Genomic DNA, 17,178 nt, shown 5'->3' with positions numbered 1-17,178 from the left:
CCAAACTGACTTGAGCTAAACTGACGGATGGCATCCATGCCAAACAGACCGCTGACCCTCCCAAAACAGGACTGCGCTGATTGTCCTATTCGCCACAAAGCGGTTTGTGCGCGATGCGAGCCTGATGAACTAACGCTTTTGGAAGAAATCAAGTATTATAAAGGCTTTACGGCAGGGCAGCCGATTGTTTGGGCAGGCGATCCGATGGAATTTGTGGCATCGGTTGTCTCGGGTGTTGCGTCAATGACCCAAACCATGGAGGACGGCCGCCGCCAAATGGTCGGTCTTTTGTTGCCTTCAGATTTCTTGGGTCGTCCGAATCGTGACACGGTGTCTTACGATGTGCATGCGGCAACTGATATTGTGCTGTGCTGTTTCCGCCGTAATCCGTTTCAACAATTGATTGCCACCACACCTCATGTCAGCCAACGCTTGTTGGAAATGACATTGGATGAGTTGGATGCCGCGCGGGAGTGGATGCTGCTCTTGGGCCGCAAGACCGCGCGCGAGAAAATCGCCTCTTTCCTGACAATCATTGCGCGGCGTGATGCTAGTCTTAAAAATGTGCCCTCTCTGGGCGGGCCGTTGAGCTTTGATTTACCACTCACGCGCGAGGCGATGGCGGATTATATGGGCTTAACCATCGAGACAGTCAGCCGCCAAATGACCGCCCTGCGCAAGGACGGTGTCATCGAATTGGACGGCAAGCGGCGCATCATCATCCCCGATTTCGAAGCCTTGTTGGATGAGACGGGCGATGATGATGATGGGGGCTTGCCATCCTAGGGCGTTGCGCGATTTAATCCATCCCACGCGCGCGCAGGCCAGCCGCGCAAGATTGGGGGGATCGCAATGCAAAGACGCAGGCGGCAGCTTGTTGTTGGGGCTGTGTCAGCATTGGCTGCGCCCGCATTACTTTTTGGAAAATCTTATGCCTCTACCCCGCGTGCCGTGCTGCGCACTGCGTGGTGGTCTGATCCTTTTGCGCGGGGGTCTTATTCGCATTTAGGTTTGCATGGCACTCGGGCAGACCGCGTGCAGTTGGCGCAACCTGTTGCTGAGCGGTTGGTGTTCGCGGGTGAGGCGACCGAACCTGATTACCCCTCAACAGTGCATGGGGCGATTTTATCGGGCAGGCGGGCTGCGGATCAAATCCGCGATTTGGGCGTGGATCATGTTGCCATCATCGGTGCAGGCGTTGCGGGATTGGCGGCGGCTGAACTTCTGTTGCGCGATGGCATTGCGGTGGATCTCTTTGAGGCGCGCGCGCGAATTGGCGGACGGGTGATAACGGATCGCAGTCTTGGCTTTGCCGCCGATCTTGGGGCGTCATGGATTCACGGCAGCCATGCCAATCCAGTCACGGAGATTGCGCACGCGCTTGGCCTGACCCTATTGCGCAGTGATTGGGAAGGGGTTGTGACCCGCAACAGGGAAGGCCGTATTGTGGATATGCCAGAATGGCTGCACTGGCACAGCATCGCCAATCTTGATTACGCCGATGATTATGACAACCTCTCCGATCTTGCGCTGGATGAGGGTGAAGAATTCGGTGGGCCTGATGTGATGATTTCAGGCGGCTATGATCAGATCTTGGCAGGCTTTGAGACGGATGGGGCGCGGTTGCATCTCGCAAGCCCCATTGTGCAAATCAGATATGGCACGGGCGGCGTAGAGATCGTCACGGCAGCTGGATCAAACACAGGGACGCTGACTGCGCAGGCTGCGATTGTCACATTGCCATTGGGGGTGTTGCAATCAGGTGCGGTGCAGTTCGCCCCAAGCTTGCCGCCAGAGGTTCAAGCCTCCCTGTCACGTTTGCGGATGGGCAGTTTGGAAAAGGTCGTTTTGCACTATGATCACGCCTTTTGGGATCAGGGGGCGGAGGTTATTTTGGCCGCTGATGCTCGTGATGGTGCCTTTGCCGCTTTTGTAAATTTGCTTCCCCTTACGGGTCAAGCCGCCCTCATGGCGCTCAATGGGGGGGATTATGCCCGCAGTCTTGCAGGCCTATCCACAGAGGTTTTGGGCCAAAGGGCAAGCGCGGCCTTAGCCGCGCTATACCTCTGATTTCAATGCGCCATGAGAATGGGCAGCTTGGCTTCGGTCAAAAGGTCACGGGTGGCCCCGCCCCAAATCGCCTCGCGCAGGCGTGAATGGCTGTAGGCCCCCATCACAAGGAGATCTGCGTTCGTGTCTGTCAGATGCCGTGCGATTTCATCGCTCACGCGGCCCAATCGGCGCGGCACAAGGCTGATATTGGCATGCACCCCGTGGCGGCTCAGCCATGTTGCCAAATCTGCGCCAGGTTCAGCGGGGCTCATGTGACCCCGCTCGGGATCGATGACGAGGATATCCACCTCATCCGCTGCCTTTAACAACCCCAAAGCATGGCGCACCGCCGATAGCGCCTCGGCGCTGTTGTTCCACGCAATGACAATACGGCGGGCAGGGTTTGGAATATCCACCCCATTTGGCACAACCAAAACGGGTGCCGCCCCATCAAACAGGGCCGCTTCGGCAATCATAGGGGCCTCACTACCCATATTCGGCCCGTAAGGGAGGGGAAGGATCACCAAATCTGCAAAATGGGCATTCGCGGAAATAACGCTGCCTAGTCCCGCGGATTGGGTGATGGTTGCCTCAACCTCAAAAGAGATATCAGCCTTTTCAAGTAGGGCCTCGGCCCGCGATTTGATTTCGAGCGCGTCTTCGCGTGCGAGTTGCAAGGTTTCATCGCTCATGATCGCCGCGGTGGCCCCCGCCACAAAATACCCTGCCTGAGTTGCATCCACCCCAAGGCTGAGGGCGCGCAAATGCGCGCCAGTGGCGCGAGCGAAAGGCAAGATCGGGGCAAGGGTGCTGTCCACAGTTTCAGGCTGATCAAGAACGGTCATCACTGTGGGAAAACAGGTTTGGACGGACATGGCGCATCTCCTTTTGGGATGAATCGTTACGGGCCGAGCTTAGGCCGCGCAGAGCGCATCAGCCTTTGACTTGGGTCAAAAGAAAGCGCGGAAACGCTTGACATGGATCAAGGAGGGATCGCCCCGCATGGGCGATTTGAGGGGCAATAGGAAACAGCTTTACGGGTGATTGATTCACCTCAAGAGCGATACGAAGGGACGATCTATGCTTGATTATGCAAAGCTATTGATCCTTGGTCTGGTTGCGGTTTTGGCCGCGATTGCTGCGCAATATGCCCGCGATGAAGCCTATATGGTGCATGCCGTTTTGGTCATGCTGGTCGCATCGGGGGTGTTTTTGTGGCAATTGCGCCGCACTGGCGAGCCACAGCTTGCTCCAGCCTTGGACGAATATAATGACGGGCCAGTGCGCGCCGCTACCATCGCCACAGTATTCTGGGGCGTGGTCGGTTTTCTCGCTGGCACATATATCGCGTTTCAGCTTGCCTTTCCGCAGTTGAATTTCGATTGGGCTCAGCCCTTTGGTAACTTTGGCCGCTTGCGCCCCTTGCACACATCGGCGGTGATCTTCGCCTTTGGGGGTAACGCGCTTTTGGCCGCGTCATTTTACATTGTTCAACGCACCACGGCCGCACGGCTTTGGGGCGGCGGTCTGGCTTGGTTCGTGTTTTGGGGCTATCAGCTGTTCATCGTTCTGGCGGCGACAGGCTATCTGCTTGGCGCAACCCAAAGCCAAGAATATGCGGAACCTGAATGGTATGTTGACCTATGGTTGACCATCGTTTGGGTGGCGTTCTTGGCCGTGTATGTTGGCACGCTGATCCGCCGCCGTGAGCCGCATATTTACGTGGCCAACTGGTTCTTGCTGTCCTTTATCGTGACCGTGGCCATGTTGCATGTGGTCAATAACCTTGCGATCCCAGTGTCGATCTTTGGGTCGCGCTCGGTTCAGGTGTTCTCTGGCGTGCAAAACGCAATGACGCAATGGTGGTATGGCCACAATGCTGTGGGCTTCTTCCTGACGGCGGGCTTCTTGGGGATGATGTATTACTTCATTCCAAAACAGGCCGAGCGCCCTGTCTACTCGTATAAATTGTCGATCATCCACTTCTGGGCGCTGATCTTCCTTTATATCTGGGCAGGCCCTCACCATTTGCATTACACCGCGCTGCCTGACTGGGCGTCTACCCTTGGCATGGTGTTCTCAATCATTCTTTGGATGCCGTCTTGGGGCGGTATGATCAACGGCCTGATGACCTTGTCGGGTGCTTGGGACAAGCTGCGCACAGACCCTGTGTTGCGGATGATGGTCACCTCGGTTGCCTTCTACGGAATGTCCACATTCGAAGGCCCAATGATGTCGATCCGCGCGGTGAACTCGCTGTCGCATTACACGGACTGGACGATTGGTCACGTGCATTCTGGTGCCTTGGGGTGGAACGGGATGATCACCTTCGGGATGCTCTACTATCTCGTGCCCAAACTGTGGAACCGTCAGGCCCTGTATTCCCTGCGGGCCGTGTCGTGGCACTATTGGTTGGCGACCATTGGGATCGTTCTCTACGCATCTTCGATGTGGGTCACGGGGATCATGGAAGGTCTGATGTGGCGTGAAGTTGATGCGCAAGGCTTCCTTGTGAACTCTTTCGCAGACACGGTTTCGGCCAAATTCCCAATGTATGTGGTGCGCGGCTTGGGTGGGGTCATGTATCTCACTGGGGCGATCATCATGGCCTACAACCTCTGGATGACCGTGCGCAAAGGCGCTGCTACGCAGCAAGCCCCTGCCATGGCACCAGCAGAATAAGGAGGGCGTGAGAAATGGCTCTTGAAGGTCACAAGAAAATTGAAACCAATGCCACGCTTCTGCTGACGCTCAGCTTTCTGGTCGTCACCATCGGCGGTATCGTGGAAATCGCCCCCTTGTTCTATCTTGAGAACACAATTGAAGAAGTGGATGGGATGCGTCCCTACTCACCGCTCGAATTGACGGGTCGCGAAATCTATGTGCGTGAAGGCTGCTATGTCTGTCACAGCCAGATGATCCGTCCAATGCGCGATGAGGTGGAGCGTTATGGTCACTACAGCCTTGCGGCTGAATCCATGTATGACCATCCGTTCCAGTGGGGCTCTAAGCGCACGGGGCCAGATTTGGCCCGTGTGGGCGGCCGTTATTCGGATGCTTGGCATGTGGATCACTTAACCGATCCGCAGTCGGTTGTGCCTGAATCCGTCATGCCCGCTTATGGGTTCCTATCTGATCGTGTCATCTCGCCTGAGCATGTTGTTGATCTGATGGAAACCCACCGCTTGGTCGGTGTGCCTTACACGGATGAGCAATTGGAAATGGCCGAGCTCGATTTCATCGAACAAGCTACGACCTATGGCGATGCGGGTGTTGTCGCCCGCTATCCAGGCGCGCAGCAGCGCGACTTTGATGGAAATCCCGCTGTGACCGAAATGGATGCTTTGGTCGCATATCTGCAAATGTTGGGCACATTGGTCGATTTCTCGACCTTTACGCCTGACGAAAGCCGTTAAGGGAGGGCTGATCTGATGCTTGATGACAGCTACACCCTGATGCGGGTTTTTGCAGGCTCTTGGGGCGCTGTGTTTATGTTTGTCTCTTTCGTGGCGGTGGTATTTTTCACCTTCCGCCCAGGAAGCCGCAAACTGCACGAAGACACGGCAAATATCCCCTTTCGCCATGATGACAAGCCCGCCGCACGCAGCCCTGCGACCAAGGAGGCACGGCAATGACCGACCATAAAAACGCACATCACGTTGACCCAACCTTGCAAGCGGGTGACCCTGAAACAACGGGCCATTCTTGGGATGGGATCAAGGAGTTCAACAACCCCCTGCCACGTTGGTGGTTGTGGACATTCTACGCCTGTATCGTTTGGGGCTTGGCCTATACTGTAGCCTATCCCGCATGGCCGCTGTTGAAAGAGGCAACGCCAGGTTTGCTTGGGTTCTCGACCCGCGCTAATGTGGTCGATGACATTGCGGAATTTGACGCGATGAATGCAGGTCTGCGTCAAGAGCTTGAGACAGTCGATCTTGCGGCCATCACCCCGCAGGCCACACCTGATCTTTATAATTACGCGATCCAAGGTGGCGCGGCGACCTTCCGCACATGGTGCGCGCAATGTCACGGATCGGGCGCAGCTGGCGTTCAGGCCGCAGGATACCCGAACCTGTTGGATGATGATTGGCTATGGGGTGGGAGTATTGACGATATCCACTACACTGTTACCCACGGCATCCGCAACGAGACAGACCCAGATGCGCGCTATTCAGCGATGACTGCTTTTGAAGGCATGCTCAGCGATGAAGAAATCGGTCAGGTCGTCAATCATGTTCTGGCAATCTCGAACCAAGAGCATGATGCGGGGCTTGCTGCCGCAGGACAGGAGGTGTTCCTCAATAACTGCGCTGCCTGCCACGGGGATCAAGGCCTAGGGGATCGTTTCATGGGCGCCCCCAATCTGACTGATGCAATCTGGCTCTATGGTGGCTCAGCCGAGAAGATCGAGGAGACTGTGCGCTATGCCCGATTTGGTGTGATGCCAAACTGGAATGAGCGCCTGTCCGAAGCCGAGATCCGTTCGGTTGCGCTTTATGTCCATTCGCTTGGGGGCGGTGAATAACCGCCGCCCTCGGGCACAAAGATCCACGTTTCCCTTGCGAAATGTGGTGCGGCGTCGGCCTCGGTCCTGTTCGCGCGTTTCCTACGAGGCCGACGTCTTCCTCCTCAAACCTCTCTCTGCACAATGTGGAGAGAGGTTTCTTAATGAAAACAAGAAAGCGCGAAACGCGCCCAAGTCAAGGATCGCAGCCCGATTTATCTGGCAGATGACAGCCACCGACCCTTGGGCCCATTGTTTGATTCAAGTCAAAGAAGCACCACCGTTTTGGCCCTAGTTTGGCCGCGCGAACAATGACCAGACCTATTATCGAATCATCCAAGGATGCGTCAGCTATGACCACCTCTTCAGAGCCGCCAAAGCTATATGCTGCGCGTGAGCCTGTCTTTCCCCGCCGTGTGAAAGGCAATTTCCGCAATTTGAAATGGGTGATTATGGCTATCACCTTGGCGATTTATTATGTCACGCCATGGATACGGTTTGATCGTGGCCCCTCCCTGCCCGATCAGGCGGTTTTGGTCGACTTGGCCAACCGCCGTTTTTTCTTCTTCTGGATCGAGATCTGGCCCCATGAATTTTATTTCGTGGCGGGCCTGTTGATTATGGCGGGATTGGGGTTGTTCCTCTTTACCTCCGCCCTTGGTCGGGTTTGGTGCGGCTATTCCTGCCCGCAAACGGTCTGGACGGATTTGTTCTTCACTGTCGAGCGGTGGATCGAGGGTGATCGCAACGCACGCGTGCGTTTGTGGAATGCCAAATGGGATGCGCGCAAAATCAGACTAAGGGTGTTTAAATGGGCGGTTTGGTTGGCGATTGCGGTCGCAACGGGGGGGGCTTGGGTGTTCTATTTTACCGATGCACCGACCTTGCTTGGCGATTTTCTGACAGGGCAGGCCCATATCGTTGCCTATACAACCATCGCCGTTTTGACCGCGACAACCTTTGTGTTTGGCGGTTTCATGCGTGAGCAGGTTTGCATCTACATGTGCCCGTGGCCCCGTATTCAGGCTGCGATGATGGACGAGCATACAATCACGGTCGCTTATCGCGATTGGCGCGGCGAGCCGCGTGGTAAGCATCGCAAGGCAGAAGGCGCAGATCAGTTGGGCGATTGCATCGACTGTAATGCCTGCGTGAATGTCTGCCCTGTAGGGATCGATATTCGCGATGGTCAGCAGTTGGAATGCATCACCTGCGCGCTGTGCATTGATGCCTGCGATGATATGATGGCCAAGGTCGGCAAAGAGCGCGGTTTGATTGACTACATGGCCTTGACCGATGAAGAGAACGAGCGCGCTGGAAATAAAAAAGTTTCTGTGTGGAAACACATCTTTCGTCCGCGCACGATTATTTACACGATCCTGTGGTCGGGCATCGGTATCGGTTTGACTGTGGCCCTGTTTATGCGGGGCGAGATCGACATGACGGTCGCGCCCGTGCGCAACCCGCTTTATGTCACGCTGTCTGACGGAACGATCCGCAACACCTATGATATCCGACTGCGCAACATGACCCATGAGGATGCCGTGTTCGCTGTGAGCGTAGTCTCAGAGGCGGGCTTGGAGATCAGCCTTGAAGGTGAAGATAACACCACCGTCACTGTGCCTGCCGATGAAACCCATTTGCAGCGCGTCTATGTTTACGCAGCCCCCAACAGCCAAGCTGCGCAAACCGAGCGCACGGATATTCGGTTTTGGATTGAAAACCTCGCCACCAATGAGCGCAGTTCGCAAGACAGCAGCTTTGCAGGGAGAGATATGGAATGAGCATACCGACAAGCAATAACCCCAGTAAAGGCCGCCTTACAGGTCGCAAGGTGTTGATGATTTTTGTGGGATTTTTCGGGGTCATGTTCGCCGTGAATATCTTTATGGCGTTTCAAGCCCTGTCCACTTTTCCTGGGCTGGAGGTTAGCTCCTCCTACGCCGACAGTCAGGATTTCAACATACGCCGCGATGCCCAAGAGGCTTTGCACTGGCAAGCGGCGGTTGAAACGCGGGGGAGTGGGGCAGGGGCGACTGTGATCTTGCATTTGACCGATGCGTCAGGCGCGCCTGTAATGCCCGCGCAGATGGAGGCGCTCTTGACCCGCCCCACGAACCAAACCCAAGATCAGCTTTTGGCCCTGCAGCTCATTGATGGCGCATGGCAGGCACCCGCAGATTTGGATCAAGGGCGGTGGCGTTTGCGCCTGACAGGGCGCGCGGATGACGGCACGGATTACCGCCATAACCTGACCTTTTGGGTGAACTAAACAAATCATGGCAAGCACTGATTTCCATTACGAAGAACGGCCAAGACCTGCCGCCTGTCCCGCCTGCAGCGTGGCCCCTTTGGCCGAGCATTTGGCAGAATTGCCAAAAGATGCGGAAATCATGTTGTCCTTGCCCACAATCCATTGCGCGGCCTGTATTTCGGCAGTTGAGCGGGCGTTGAGCAAGATGCACGGCGTGACGGATGCACGGGTGAACCTCACCCTGCGCCGCGCGGCTGTGAAAACCGATGGCACAGTGTCGGTCGATGATTTGATCGCGCGTCTGGCGGCTGTTGGTTACGAGGCGCACGAGCTTGATGCAGGTCGCCTGAGCAGCACGGCCGCACAAAGGCAGGGTCGCGATTTGCTGATGCGGCTGGGTGTGGCCTTCTTCGCTATGATGAATGTCATGCTGCTTTCGGTTGCGGTTTGGTCGGGGGCTGAGGGCGTGACCCGTGACATGATGCATTGGATATCAGCCGCTATTGCCATTCCTGCGGTGATTTTTGCGGGTCGTCCGTTTTATGTTTCGGCATGGTCTGCGTTGCGGGTGGGCCGGCTTAATATGGATGTGCCAATCACCCTCGCCATTCTCTTGGCGCTTGTAACCTCGCTTTATGAGACAATGCATTCTGGGGCGCATGCGTATTTTGATGCGGCGGTGTCTTTGTGTTTTTTCCTCTTAGGCGGGCGGTATTTGGATTTCAAAACCCGCGCATCTGCGCGATCTGCGGCACAAGAGCTGTCCGCCCTTGAAGTGCCGCGCGCCTTGCGCGTGACGGCAACAGGCGAAGAGGTTGTCGCCGCTGCTGATCTGGCCATCGGTGATGTGATCCGCGTGCGTCCAGGGGGGCGGATCCCTGCGGATGGCGTGGTGACCCGCGGCACATCCGAACTTGATCGCGCGCTCATGACGGGGGAAAGCCTGCCTGCGGCCATTGGTGTTGGTGGGCAGGTCAGCGCGGGCGAGATCAATCTGACGGGCCCGCTAGACCTGCGGGTGACAGCGGCAGGTCGGGACAGTTCGCTTGCGCGTATCGCTGATCTGGTTGCAATGGCAGAAGCGGGGCGCAGCAATTACACCTCGCTTGCCGATCAGGCCGCCAAACTTTATGCGCCATTTGTGCATATCTTGTCCGCTTTAGCGGCTGTTGGGTGGTGGCTCTATACGCAAGACATTCGCGTCTCACTCAATATTGCCGCTGCGGTTTTGATCATCACCTGCCCGTGCGCGCTTGGTCTGGCGGTGCCTGCTGTGACAACCGCGGCCTCGGGTCGTTTGTTTCGGAAGGGCTTGCTGATCAAACATGCAACCGCGCTTGAGCGTCTGGCCGAAGTGGATTGCGTGGTCTTTGACAAAACAGGCACGCTTACCATGGGCGCGCCCGAGGCCATGGGGCTTGATGACTTAAGCGCCGCGCAAAAAGCCATCCTTGCAGCAATGGTCGCAGGGTCAGATCACCCGCTGTCACGCGCATTGGCGGAGGCATTGGCCGATTTGAAGGTGACTCCCGCCCCGCTTGACGATTTGCGCGAAAAGTCAGGGTTGGGGGTCGAAGGGCGCTATCAGGGTCAAATGATCCGATTGGGCCGTGCCGAATGGGTCGGCGCAGAGGCATTGGACGAAACGGCGACCTATTTGGCGATTGGCGATACGCCGCCCGTTGCCCTGCGGTTTCGCGATCACATTCGCGATGGGGCAGAGGCCACAATCGCCGCGCTTAAGGCCAAGGGCGTTCGGATTTTGATGCTGTCTGGCGATCAAGAAGGGGCGGTTGCAAGCTTCGCTGCGCGACTTGGCATTGAAGACTACCGCGCCAACGCCAAACCCGAAGAAAAAGCGGCAATGCTGAAAGACCTCGCGGATCAGGGCCATAAGGTGTTGATGGTGGGGGATGGATTAAATGACACAGTTGCTTTGGCCTCGGCCCATGTGTCGATCTCGCCTGCAACCGCCTTGGACGCGGCCCGTGCGGCCTCGGATATGGTGCTGCTTGGGCGCGATTTGGCGCCGTTGCCCGATGCAATGGAGACCGCGAAACGCGCGCGGGCGCGGATCAAAGAAAATTTCACATTGGCTACGGCCTATAACGTGATTGCCGTTCCGATTGCAGTGGCGGGTTTTGCGACCCCCTTGGTGGCGGCCTTGGCCATGTCGGCCTCCTCCATCACAGTGTCCTTGAACGCGTTGCGGCTTCGGGGGTAGGGTGGTTTATGGATATTCTCGCACTCCTCATCCCCGCGTCCCTGTTTCTTGGGGCTGTTGGCTTGGCTGCTTTCTTTTGGTCGCTGAAAGGCGGGCAATATGATGACCCAGAAGGGGACGCTGCGCGCATTTTGCGCAGTGATTTTGACAACAAGCCCAAAAGTTAAGTTTTACGGCCCGACCACCATGCAGGCTGTGTCGCGCGCCACAAGCCGTGCGCAGGCGCGAGTGGCCTCATCTTCTGTCATGCCCGCGAATTGCGCCTCAAAGCCACCTTGGCGTTGGGTCACATGGCGCAGGGCCTGTTGCAGCGAAGATTCCGACAAAGCCGTTTGCAGCAGCAAACGCTCAGCGGTGTTCTGGGTGGGGTAACGCCCCAAGGATATCGCATAAAGCCGCTCGCCCGTAGACGTAGCACGGGTCACGATTTCAGGCGCAGAAGGTAAGGCGTTTTCAGAAAGTGCTGCCGCCAATTCGATTGGGCGTTGGCTTGGCAAAGGCGCCTCTTCTGGCGCAAGCGCGTCCTCATCTAAACTTGCAAGGGCGGGGCTTGGTGCGTCATCCACGATTACGGGTTGGGTGTCTGCCTCGCTGATGACAGAGGTCACCCCTTCGGCACTGGGGGCTGCGGCTGTGAGCGCCTCCTCAACTGCAACATCAATCGCGGCGAGTAAGGTTTCACTTGGCGGTGTAATCGGAAGCGGGCGCGGTTGCGGCACTAGGCTGCGCGCAACAACCCCTGAGGGGCGGATCGTGCGTGCAACTGGCCCGCGCTCGTAATCGCTGGCAGGCCCACTCCCGCCGCCGCCTGAGCCGCCTGAATAGACGGGGAAGCCTGCCAATCTCAATTCGGCATGGGCAGGCGCGCGGGCAAAGCCCATATCCAATAACTCCGAGACGCGTTGGTTGCGCCATGCCGTAGATTGGCCGCCAAAGACAGTGGCAATGATGCGCACATCGCCGCGCTGGGCGGAGGCCACGAGGTTAAACCCTGCGGCGCGTGTGTAGCCTGTCTTGATCCCATCGGCGCCACGATAGGCCGACAAAAAAGCGCGGTTCGTGTTGCGCACAGTCGCGACACCTGCATCAGTCGAAAGGCGCGAGAACAGGTTATAATATTCTGGATAGTCATAAACCATGCGCCGCCCAAGCATTGTCATGTCATTAGCGGTCGACAAATGGCCCTCGGCAGTCAGGCCATGGGCATTGCGAAATGTTGTGCGCGTCATCCCTAGGGCTTCTGCGGTACGGGTCATGCGCCGTGCAAAAGCCGCCTCTGACCCCTCAATCGCTTCGCCAATGGCCGTTGCCGCGTCATTGGCCGAGCGCACAGCCGCCGCGCGCACCAAATAGCGTAGGCGAATTTGCTGGCCTGCGCGCAAACCGAGTTTCGAGGGAGGTTCTGCGGCCGCGTTTTGCGACACCGTAACCAAGGTGTCCATGGTAATTTCGCCAAGCCGCACCGCCTCAAAAGCGATGTAAAGCGTCATCATCTTGGTCAGAGAGGCGGGGTGCAGCCGTGTATCCGCATTGCGCGAATGCAAAACCTCGCCCGTTCGTGCGTCAATCACCATAGCCGCATAAGGCGCGGCCTTTACGGGTGTCGCAGCGAAAAAGACAACAATTAAAAGCCCCAAGAGGGCGGAAAAAAACCGATTATATGCCACGAGACCTGCTCACTCTGCCTCAATTAACCGTCTTGCGCGGTTGTTATCCTCCGACAATACGGCAGAAGTTTGAAAAAATCCATGATATACTGGGAGTCATTGAAGAACCGAGATTTGAAGGGTTGACGTTCGAGTGGGCAACGATTCAGATATGCGCATGATCCGTCCCGGTTTTCTCTCCTCTTCAGAACGGCGTGAACTTGAGGTTTGCGTGCGTAGCCAGCGCGAAGATCACGGCGTTGCACGGCGCGCCAATGCAATCCTGCTCCTTGATGACGGTAAGTCCTGTCAGGCTATCGCGGAGTTTCTGTATCTGGACGATGATACCATTCGGGGCTGGTACAAGACCTACCGAGAGGGCGGCTGGGACGCGCTTTCGACCGACGGCTGGAAGGGTGGTCAGTCCCGCATGACGACAGCTCAAGAGACGGAGCTTTGCACCTGGCTGGACGACCGCTTCTGTCGATCGACTGTCGAGATCAGGGCGTACATCGCGGCACAATATGGCGTGGACTATTCCCACTCGGGCTGCATCAAGCTTCTGTCGCGGCTGGGCTATGAATACCGGAAGCCGAAAGGGCTGCCACGCGTTGCATCTGAAGAGAAACAAGCCGAATTCATTGCGCTATACGAGCAGCTGCTGAACGGGTTGGGCGCCGATGAAGCCGTGTATTTCGCCGATGCGGTGCATCCCGAATATCAGACAAAGCCTGCGTTTGGCTGGGTCAAGGCAGGATCAAAGCCCACCGTGACAACCACCGCGGGACGCGGGCGGGTTAATATCCATGGCGCGCTCAACCTTGAGAATTTTGATGCGCCCTTTGTCGAACCAACCACCGTAGACGGGGTCAGTGCCGCCCAGCTTCTGGCCAAGATTGAGGAACGCAATCCTCTCTCGCGGATCATCTATGTCATCTGGGATAATGCGGCTTACCATAAGGGCCCGGACGTGCGCGAATTCCTCAAACGACCAGACTGCCGCATACGACTGATCCAGCTACCGCCTTATTGCCCGCACCTAAATCCGATAGAACGATTATGGGCGGTCATGCACCAATACGTCACTCACAATCGCTACTACCCCACACAAAAGAAGTTCGCAGATGCGATCCTGAGGTTCTTTCGAGAGACCCTGCCCAAAGAGTGGAAAACATTCCGTGATCAGGTGTCAGATAGCTTCAGGGTCGTCACTCACGAGGATTTTCGGGTTTTGGAGTAAGCGCGGTATAAACTATTGGAAGGTTTCAGCTTTCTTGATCACAAGAAATTTGTGGCGTGGTGCGGGCCCCATGCTTGCATTTGCAAGCGTATTTTTCATATTTCATTCGGATTTTTGCTTTCAGCGCGTGACCTTATGTCAAAGGTGGTGTTAGGTATGCGCAATACAGCTGTAGGACGATTTGCATGACCGATCCCTTTGATGAGCGCAAAGCCCGCGCTGCCGCGTGGTTTAGGCAATTGCGCGATGATATCGTGGCTGCGTTTGAAGATTTGGAAGACCGCCACCAGAGCGCCGATGCCGCGGGACGATTTGATGTGTCGCAGACCAAACGTCATTCTGAGGATGGCAGCGATGCAGGGGGCGGCCTCATGAGCGTGATGCGCGGGGGCAGGGTCTTTGAGAAGGTCGGTGTCAATGTGTCCACTGTGCATGGCACATTGGGCGCGCGCGCCGTGGCGGCAATGTCTGCGCGCAAAGATATGGAAGGCCTGCGGGATGACCCGCGTTTTTGGGCTTCGGGTATCAGTTTGGTTGCGCATATGAACAACCCGCATGTCCCTGCGGTGCACATGAATACACGCATGTTCTGGACGCCGCACGGGTGGTGGTTCGGGGGCGGTTCCGACCTCAACCCTTGCATTGAATATGAGGAAGACACCGCGGATTTTCACGCGGTTCTCAAGGCGCATTGCGATAAGCATGGTGACGACATCTATCCCCGTCTCAAAGCATGGGCAGATGAGTATTTCTATGTGCCGCATCGTGGTCGCGCGCGTGGGGTTGGCGGGATTTTCTACGATGATCTGAACACGGGCGATTGGGAGGCGGATTTCGCCTTTACCCAAGATGTCGGTCGTGCCTTTCTGCCTGCCTTTTTAGGCGTGGTCGAAAAGCGGCGCGAGATGGCATTTGACGAGGCGGATCGTGACGTTCAGTTGATCCATCGCGGTCTCTATGCCGAATATAATCTCGTTTATGATCGCGGCACAAAATTTGGCCTTGAGACAGGCCATGATGCAAATGCTGTTTTGATGAGCCTGCCGCCTTTGGCCAAGTGGGTTTAAGTGCCGCTCAAGAGGCGCTGATAGACTGAGATGATCGCATCTGCTTCGCGTTCTAGCGAAAAGTGATCAACCATATGGGCGCGGGCAGCCGCGCCCATTTTGCTGCGCAACGGTGCATCCTGCAAAAGGTGGTCGATCTGCGTCTCTAGCGCTGCTTGATCTTCAATCCCGACCAAATATCCGGTTTCCCCATCGCGGATCAGTTCTTCGAATGCGCCTGCGCGGGTGGCGACAACGGGAACACCACAGGCCATTGCCTCGAGCGGGGTTAAACCAAACCCTTCGTAACGCTGCGGGGCCACAAACAGATCCACCGCCTGATAATAGGGAATAATCTCGTGGGTTGGAACTTCGGTTGGGAAATGAACCCGCCCCTGAAGGCCTGCTGCGGCGATCTTTGCCTTTAGCGATTTCAGATAGTCTTTATGCCGGTCGGTTGCGCGGCCCAAGATAACCGCCTCTGCCCCCTCATGTTGGGGCAGAAGGTTGATCATTGCATCCACAAACCGATCTGTCCCTTTTGAGGGGCGAATACGGCCATAACATCCAATCAATGGCCCTTTGCCAAAGCCAAGCTTGGCTTTCAGCGCGCCGTGATCGGGCGCAGGGCTGAACGCGTGAACATCAATTCCGTGCAAAATCACAGTTGCGGGTCGATCTAAGAAAGCCGCCGTTTTCTGAGACGTAGCGATCACATGATCCATGTGGCCAATCAGCCATTTCGTGTAGCGCGTGTGGTTTCGTTGTGATGCGGAGGTGAACAGCAGTTTTAACCGCTTTCCAAAAACATGCTTCAGCACGATCCCCGCCAACATTTCATTATTGCGCCTTGCGTGCCAGACGCGCGGACCATGTGGTCCGTTTTTCGACATTGTGAGCAGATCATTGAGCGGGATTTGTGGCAAGCCTGCGGGCAAGCCGCGCCCCACGGCGGCTATCGCCACCTTTTCAGCCTGATGCGGCACGAGGCGCACAATGGTCGCCGTCACCCCAGACAAGCGTTGCTTGAAATTGGGGGCGAGGATGTCGATTTGATCAATCCGAGGGTGCGCCATGCCCCGAGCGTTACCGCGCAAACGCGGCATGGGCAAGCGCCGCGCGACTTACGCGCGGCGAATTTCCTCAAGCAGAACGTGCACATTTTCAGGATCAGCTTCAGGTGTAATGCCATGGCCGAGGTTGAAAATATGAGGCCCGTTTTTCAGCGCGTCCACAATGCGCCGCGCCTCTTGGCGCAAGGCATCACCGCCCGTGATCATCAGCTTGGGGTCAAGATTGCCCTGCACGCAGCCATCCTTTTGTAAATGCTGGGCCGCCCATGTCGCATCAACACTCGTGTCGAGGGCCAAACAATCCGCACCAACAGCCTTTGCGAAGCCGATATATTTGTCGCCCGCCTCACGCGGGAACGCGATGACGGGCAAGCCTGGAAAACGCTGCTTCATCTCTTGGGTGATCTTTTTCGCGGGCGCTAGCGCATATCGGTCAAAAGCCTCGCCTTTCAGCGAGCCTGCCCAACTGTCAAAGATTTTCACGACCTCTGCACCAGCCTCGACCTGCTTCGAGAGATATTCGATGGTCGCATCGGTCAGCAGGTTGATGAGCGCGTCAAAAGTTGCGGGATCTTCTTGGCGCAGTTTATGTGCGGGCGCTTGGTCGGGTGTGCCGCGCCCTGCGATCATGTATGTGGCCACTGTCCATGGCGCGCCTGCAAAGCCAATGAGTGTGGTCTCTTTGGGCAATTCTTGCGACAAGATTTTGACGGTTTCGTAAACGGGCGCGAGATGGTCGTGGATGTCGTCCTTGCCCTTCAAAGGCTTTAAGCCGTCTGGCCCAGTGATTGTAGAGAGGCGTGGGCCTTCACCCGTGACAAACCACAAATCCGCGCCAAGCGCATCGGGGATCAAGAGAATATCTGCGAAAAGAATTGCAGCATCGAACCCGTAGCGGCGGATTGGTTGCAAGGTGACTTCTGCCGCCAAATCGGGTGTGTAGCACAGCGAAAGAAAATCCCCAGCCTGCGCGCGTGTCGCGCGATATTCGGGCAAGTAGCGCCCCGCTTGGCGCATCAGCCAGACGGGTGGGGTGGGGAGGGTTTCGCCGCTCAACGCGCGCAGAAGTGTTTTTGTCATGGTCGATCCGATTTTCTTGTGCCAAATTTCTTTGGATGTAGGCTCAATCCTGTCCT

Annotated in this window: 16 protein-coding genes; 12 read left to right on the top strand and 4 right to left on the bottom strand. The window is 56.5% G+C overall.

Annotated features, from left to right (window positions below; translation table 11 throughout):
* Positions 1-36: 36 nt before the first annotated feature.
* Both I3V23_07175 and I3V23_07170 read left to right on the top strand, forming a co-directional pair.
* Positions 37-786 (top strand): helix-turn-helix domain-containing protein, encoded by a 750-nt coding sequence (locus I3V23_07175; protein QPI84407.1) that lies wholly within the window; start codon positions 37-39, stop codon positions 784-786.
* Positions 787-852: 66 nt separating this feature from the next.
* Positions 853-2,070 carry an FAD-dependent oxidoreductase gene (locus I3V23_07170; protein ID QPI84406.1) on the top strand — a complete coding sequence of 406 codons (1,218 nt, stop codon included), beginning with the start codon at positions 853-855 and terminating at the stop codon, positions 2,068-2,070.
* A 2-nt stretch (positions 2,071-2,072) separates the two neighbouring features.
* On the opposite strand, the gene I3V23_07165 is transcribed toward I3V23_07170, so the two are convergent.
* Entirely contained in the window at positions 2,073-2,927 is an 855-nt protein-coding gene (locus I3V23_07165; protein QPI84405.1) for a universal stress protein, read from the bottom strand.
* 205 nt (positions 2,928-3,132) lie between these two features.
* Here I3V23_07165 and ccoN point away from each other — a divergent pair, with 205 nt between their 5' ends.
* The 8 genes from ccoN to ccoS all read left to right on the top strand — a co-directional run bounded on the left by ccoN (position 3,133) and on the right by ccoS (position 11,204).
* Positions 3,133-4,734, top strand: coding sequence for a cytochrome-c oxidase, cbb3-type subunit I (ccoN, locus tag I3V23_07160; protein ID QPI84404.1), 1,602 nt, complete (start codon positions 3,133-3,135; stop codon positions 4,732-4,734).
* A 14-nt stretch (positions 4,735-4,748) separates the two neighbouring features.
* On the top strand, positions 4,749-5,468 hold the full coding sequence (ccoO, locus tag I3V23_07155) for a cytochrome-c oxidase, cbb3-type subunit II (protein ID QPI84403.1): 720 nt from the start codon (positions 4,749-4,751) through the stop codon (positions 5,466-5,468).
* A 15-nt stretch (positions 5,469-5,483) separates the two neighbouring features.
* Entirely contained in the window at positions 5,484-5,687 is a 204-nt protein-coding gene (locus tag I3V23_07150) for a cbb3-type cytochrome c oxidase subunit 3 (GenBank protein ID QPI84402.1), read from the top strand.
* Positions 5,684-6,580 (top strand): cytochrome-c oxidase, cbb3-type subunit III, encoded by an 897-nt coding sequence (ccoP, locus tag I3V23_07145; protein QPI84401.1) that lies wholly within the window; start codon positions 5,684-5,686, stop codon positions 6,578-6,580. Before I3V23_07150 ends, ccoP begins: the two co-directional genes overlap by 4 nt.
* A gap of 332 nt (positions 6,581-6,912) precedes the next feature.
* On the top strand, positions 6,913-8,343 hold the full coding sequence (ccoG, locus tag I3V23_07140; GenBank protein ID QPI84400.1) for a cytochrome c oxidase accessory protein CcoG: 1,431 nt from the start codon (positions 6,913-6,915) through the stop codon (positions 8,341-8,343).
* A complete protein-coding gene (locus tag I3V23_07135) occupies positions 8,340-8,831 on the top strand; it encodes a FixH family protein (protein QPI84399.1) in 492 nt (163 codons plus the stop codon). The genes ccoG and I3V23_07135 overlap by 4 nt, the downstream gene beginning before the upstream one ends.
* 7 nt (positions 8,832-8,838) lie before the next feature.
* The gene (gene cadA, locus I3V23_07130) at positions 8,839-11,037 is read left to right on the top strand and encodes a cadmium-translocating P-type ATPase (GenBank protein ID QPI84398.1); all 2,199 of its coding nucleotides are present in this window, start codon (positions 8,839-8,841) and stop codon (positions 11,035-11,037) included.
* Between the two features lie 8 nt (positions 11,038-11,045).
* Complete coding sequence (gene ccoS / locus I3V23_07125; protein ID QPI84397.1) at positions 11,046-11,204, top strand: cbb3-type cytochrome oxidase assembly protein CcoS; 159 nt, start codon at positions 11,046-11,048, stop codon at positions 11,202-11,204.
* Positions 11,205-11,207: 3 nt separating this feature from the next.
* Here ccoS and I3V23_07120 read toward each other — a convergent pair whose 3' ends face one another.
* Positions 11,208-12,611 carry a serine hydrolase gene (locus I3V23_07120; GenBank protein ID QPI86735.1) on the bottom strand — a complete coding sequence of 468 codons (1,404 nt, stop codon included), beginning with the start codon at positions 12,609-12,611 and terminating at the stop codon, positions 11,208-11,210.
* A gap of 250 nt (positions 12,612-12,861) precedes the next feature.
* Here I3V23_07120 and I3V23_07115 point away from each other — a divergent pair, with 250 nt between their 5' ends.
* Both I3V23_07115 and hemF read left to right on the top strand, forming a co-directional pair.
* Positions 12,862-13,923, top strand: a complete 1,062-nt coding sequence (locus tag I3V23_07115; GenBank protein QPI86734.1) for an IS630 family transposase — start codon at positions 12,862-12,864, stop codon at positions 13,921-13,923.
* 185 nt (positions 13,924-14,108) lie between these two features.
* Positions 14,109-14,990, top strand: a complete 882-nt coding sequence (hemF, locus tag I3V23_07110) for an oxygen-dependent coproporphyrinogen oxidase (protein QPI84396.1) — start codon at positions 14,109-14,111, stop codon at positions 14,988-14,990.
* Here hemF and I3V23_07105 read toward each other — a convergent pair.
* Both I3V23_07105 and I3V23_07100 read right to left on the bottom strand, forming a co-directional pair.
* Positions 14,987-16,045, bottom strand: coding sequence for a glycosyltransferase family 4 protein (locus I3V23_07105; GenBank protein QPI84395.1), 1,059 nt, complete (start codon positions 16,043-16,045; stop codon positions 14,987-14,989). The genes hemF and I3V23_07105 overlap by 4 nt on opposite strands.
* A 48-nt stretch (positions 16,046-16,093) precedes the next feature.
* Positions 16,094-17,122 carry a uroporphyrinogen decarboxylase gene (locus tag I3V23_07100; GenBank protein ID QPI84394.1) on the bottom strand — a complete coding sequence of 343 codons (1,029 nt, stop codon included), beginning with the start codon at positions 17,120-17,122 and terminating at the stop codon, positions 16,094-16,096.
* Between the last annotated feature and the right edge of the window lie 56 nt (positions 17,123-17,178).

The sequence above is a fragment of the Rhodobacterales bacterium HKCCA1288 genome (assembly GCA_015693905.1).
Classification (GTDB): Bacteria; Pseudomonadota; Alphaproteobacteria; order Rhodobacterales; family Rhodobacteraceae; genus M30B80.
This window is presented reverse-complemented; position numbering and strand designations above follow the sequence as displayed.

What these genes read in the sequence shown, in the direction of transcription:
- I3V23_07150 (QPI84402.1), top strand. Translation starts at nt 5,484, where the DNA reads ATGCTTGATGACAGCTACACCCTGATGCGGGTTTTTGCAGGCTCTTGG.
- I3V23_07165 (QPI84405.1), bottom strand. Translation starts at nt 2,927, where the DNA reads ATGTCCGTCCAAACCTGTTTTCCCACAGTGATGACCGTTCTTGATCAG.
- I3V23_07100 (QPI84394.1), bottom strand. Translation starts at nt 17,122, where the DNA reads ATGACAAAAACACTTCTGCGCGCGTTGAGCGGCGAAACCCTCCCCACC.
- ccoP (QPI84401.1), top strand. Translation starts at nt 5,684, where the DNA reads ATGACCGACCATAAAAACGCACATCACGTTGACCCAACCTTGCAAGCG.
- ccoG (QPI84400.1), top strand. Translation starts at nt 6,913, where the DNA reads ATGACCACCTCTTCAGAGCCGCCAAAGCTATATGCTGCGCGTGAGCCT.
- I3V23_07170 (QPI84406.1), top strand. Translation starts at nt 853, where the DNA reads ATGCAAAGACGCAGGCGGCAGCTTGTTGTTGGGGCTGTGTCAGCATTG.
- ccoS (QPI84397.1), top strand. Translation starts at nt 11,046, where the DNA reads ATGGATATTCTCGCACTCCTCATCCCCGCGTCCCTGTTTCTTGGGGCT.
- I3V23_07105 (QPI84395.1), bottom strand. Translation starts at nt 16,045, where the DNA reads ATGGCGCACCCTCGGATTGATCAAATCGACATCCTCGCCCCCAATTTC.
- cadA (QPI84398.1), top strand. Translation starts at nt 8,839, where the DNA reads ATGGCAAGCACTGATTTCCATTACGAAGAACGGCCAAGACCTGCCGCC.
- hemF (QPI84396.1), top strand. Translation starts at nt 14,109, where the DNA reads ATGACCGATCCCTTTGATGAGCGCAAAGCCCGCGCTGCCGCGTGGTTT.
- I3V23_07115 (QPI86734.1), top strand. Translation starts at nt 12,862, where the DNA reads ATGATCCGTCCCGGTTTTCTCTCCTCTTCAGAACGGCGTGAACTTGAG.
- ccoO (QPI84403.1), top strand. Translation starts at nt 4,749, where the DNA reads ATGGCTCTTGAAGGTCACAAGAAAATTGAAACCAATGCCACGCTTCTG.
- I3V23_07120 (QPI86735.1), bottom strand. Translation starts at nt 12,611, where the DNA reads ATGGTGATTGACGCACGAACGGGCGAGGTTTTGCATTCGCGCAATGCG.
- I3V23_07135 (QPI84399.1), top strand. Translation starts at nt 8,340, where the DNA reads ATGAGCATACCGACAAGCAATAACCCCAGTAAAGGCCGCCTTACAGGT.
- I3V23_07175 (QPI84407.1), top strand. Translation starts at nt 37, where the DNA reads ATGCCAAACAGACCGCTGACCCTCCCAAAACAGGACTGCGCTGATTGT.
- ccoN (QPI84404.1), top strand. Translation starts at nt 3,133, where the DNA reads ATGCTTGATTATGCAAAGCTATTGATCCTTGGTCTGGTTGCGGTTTTG.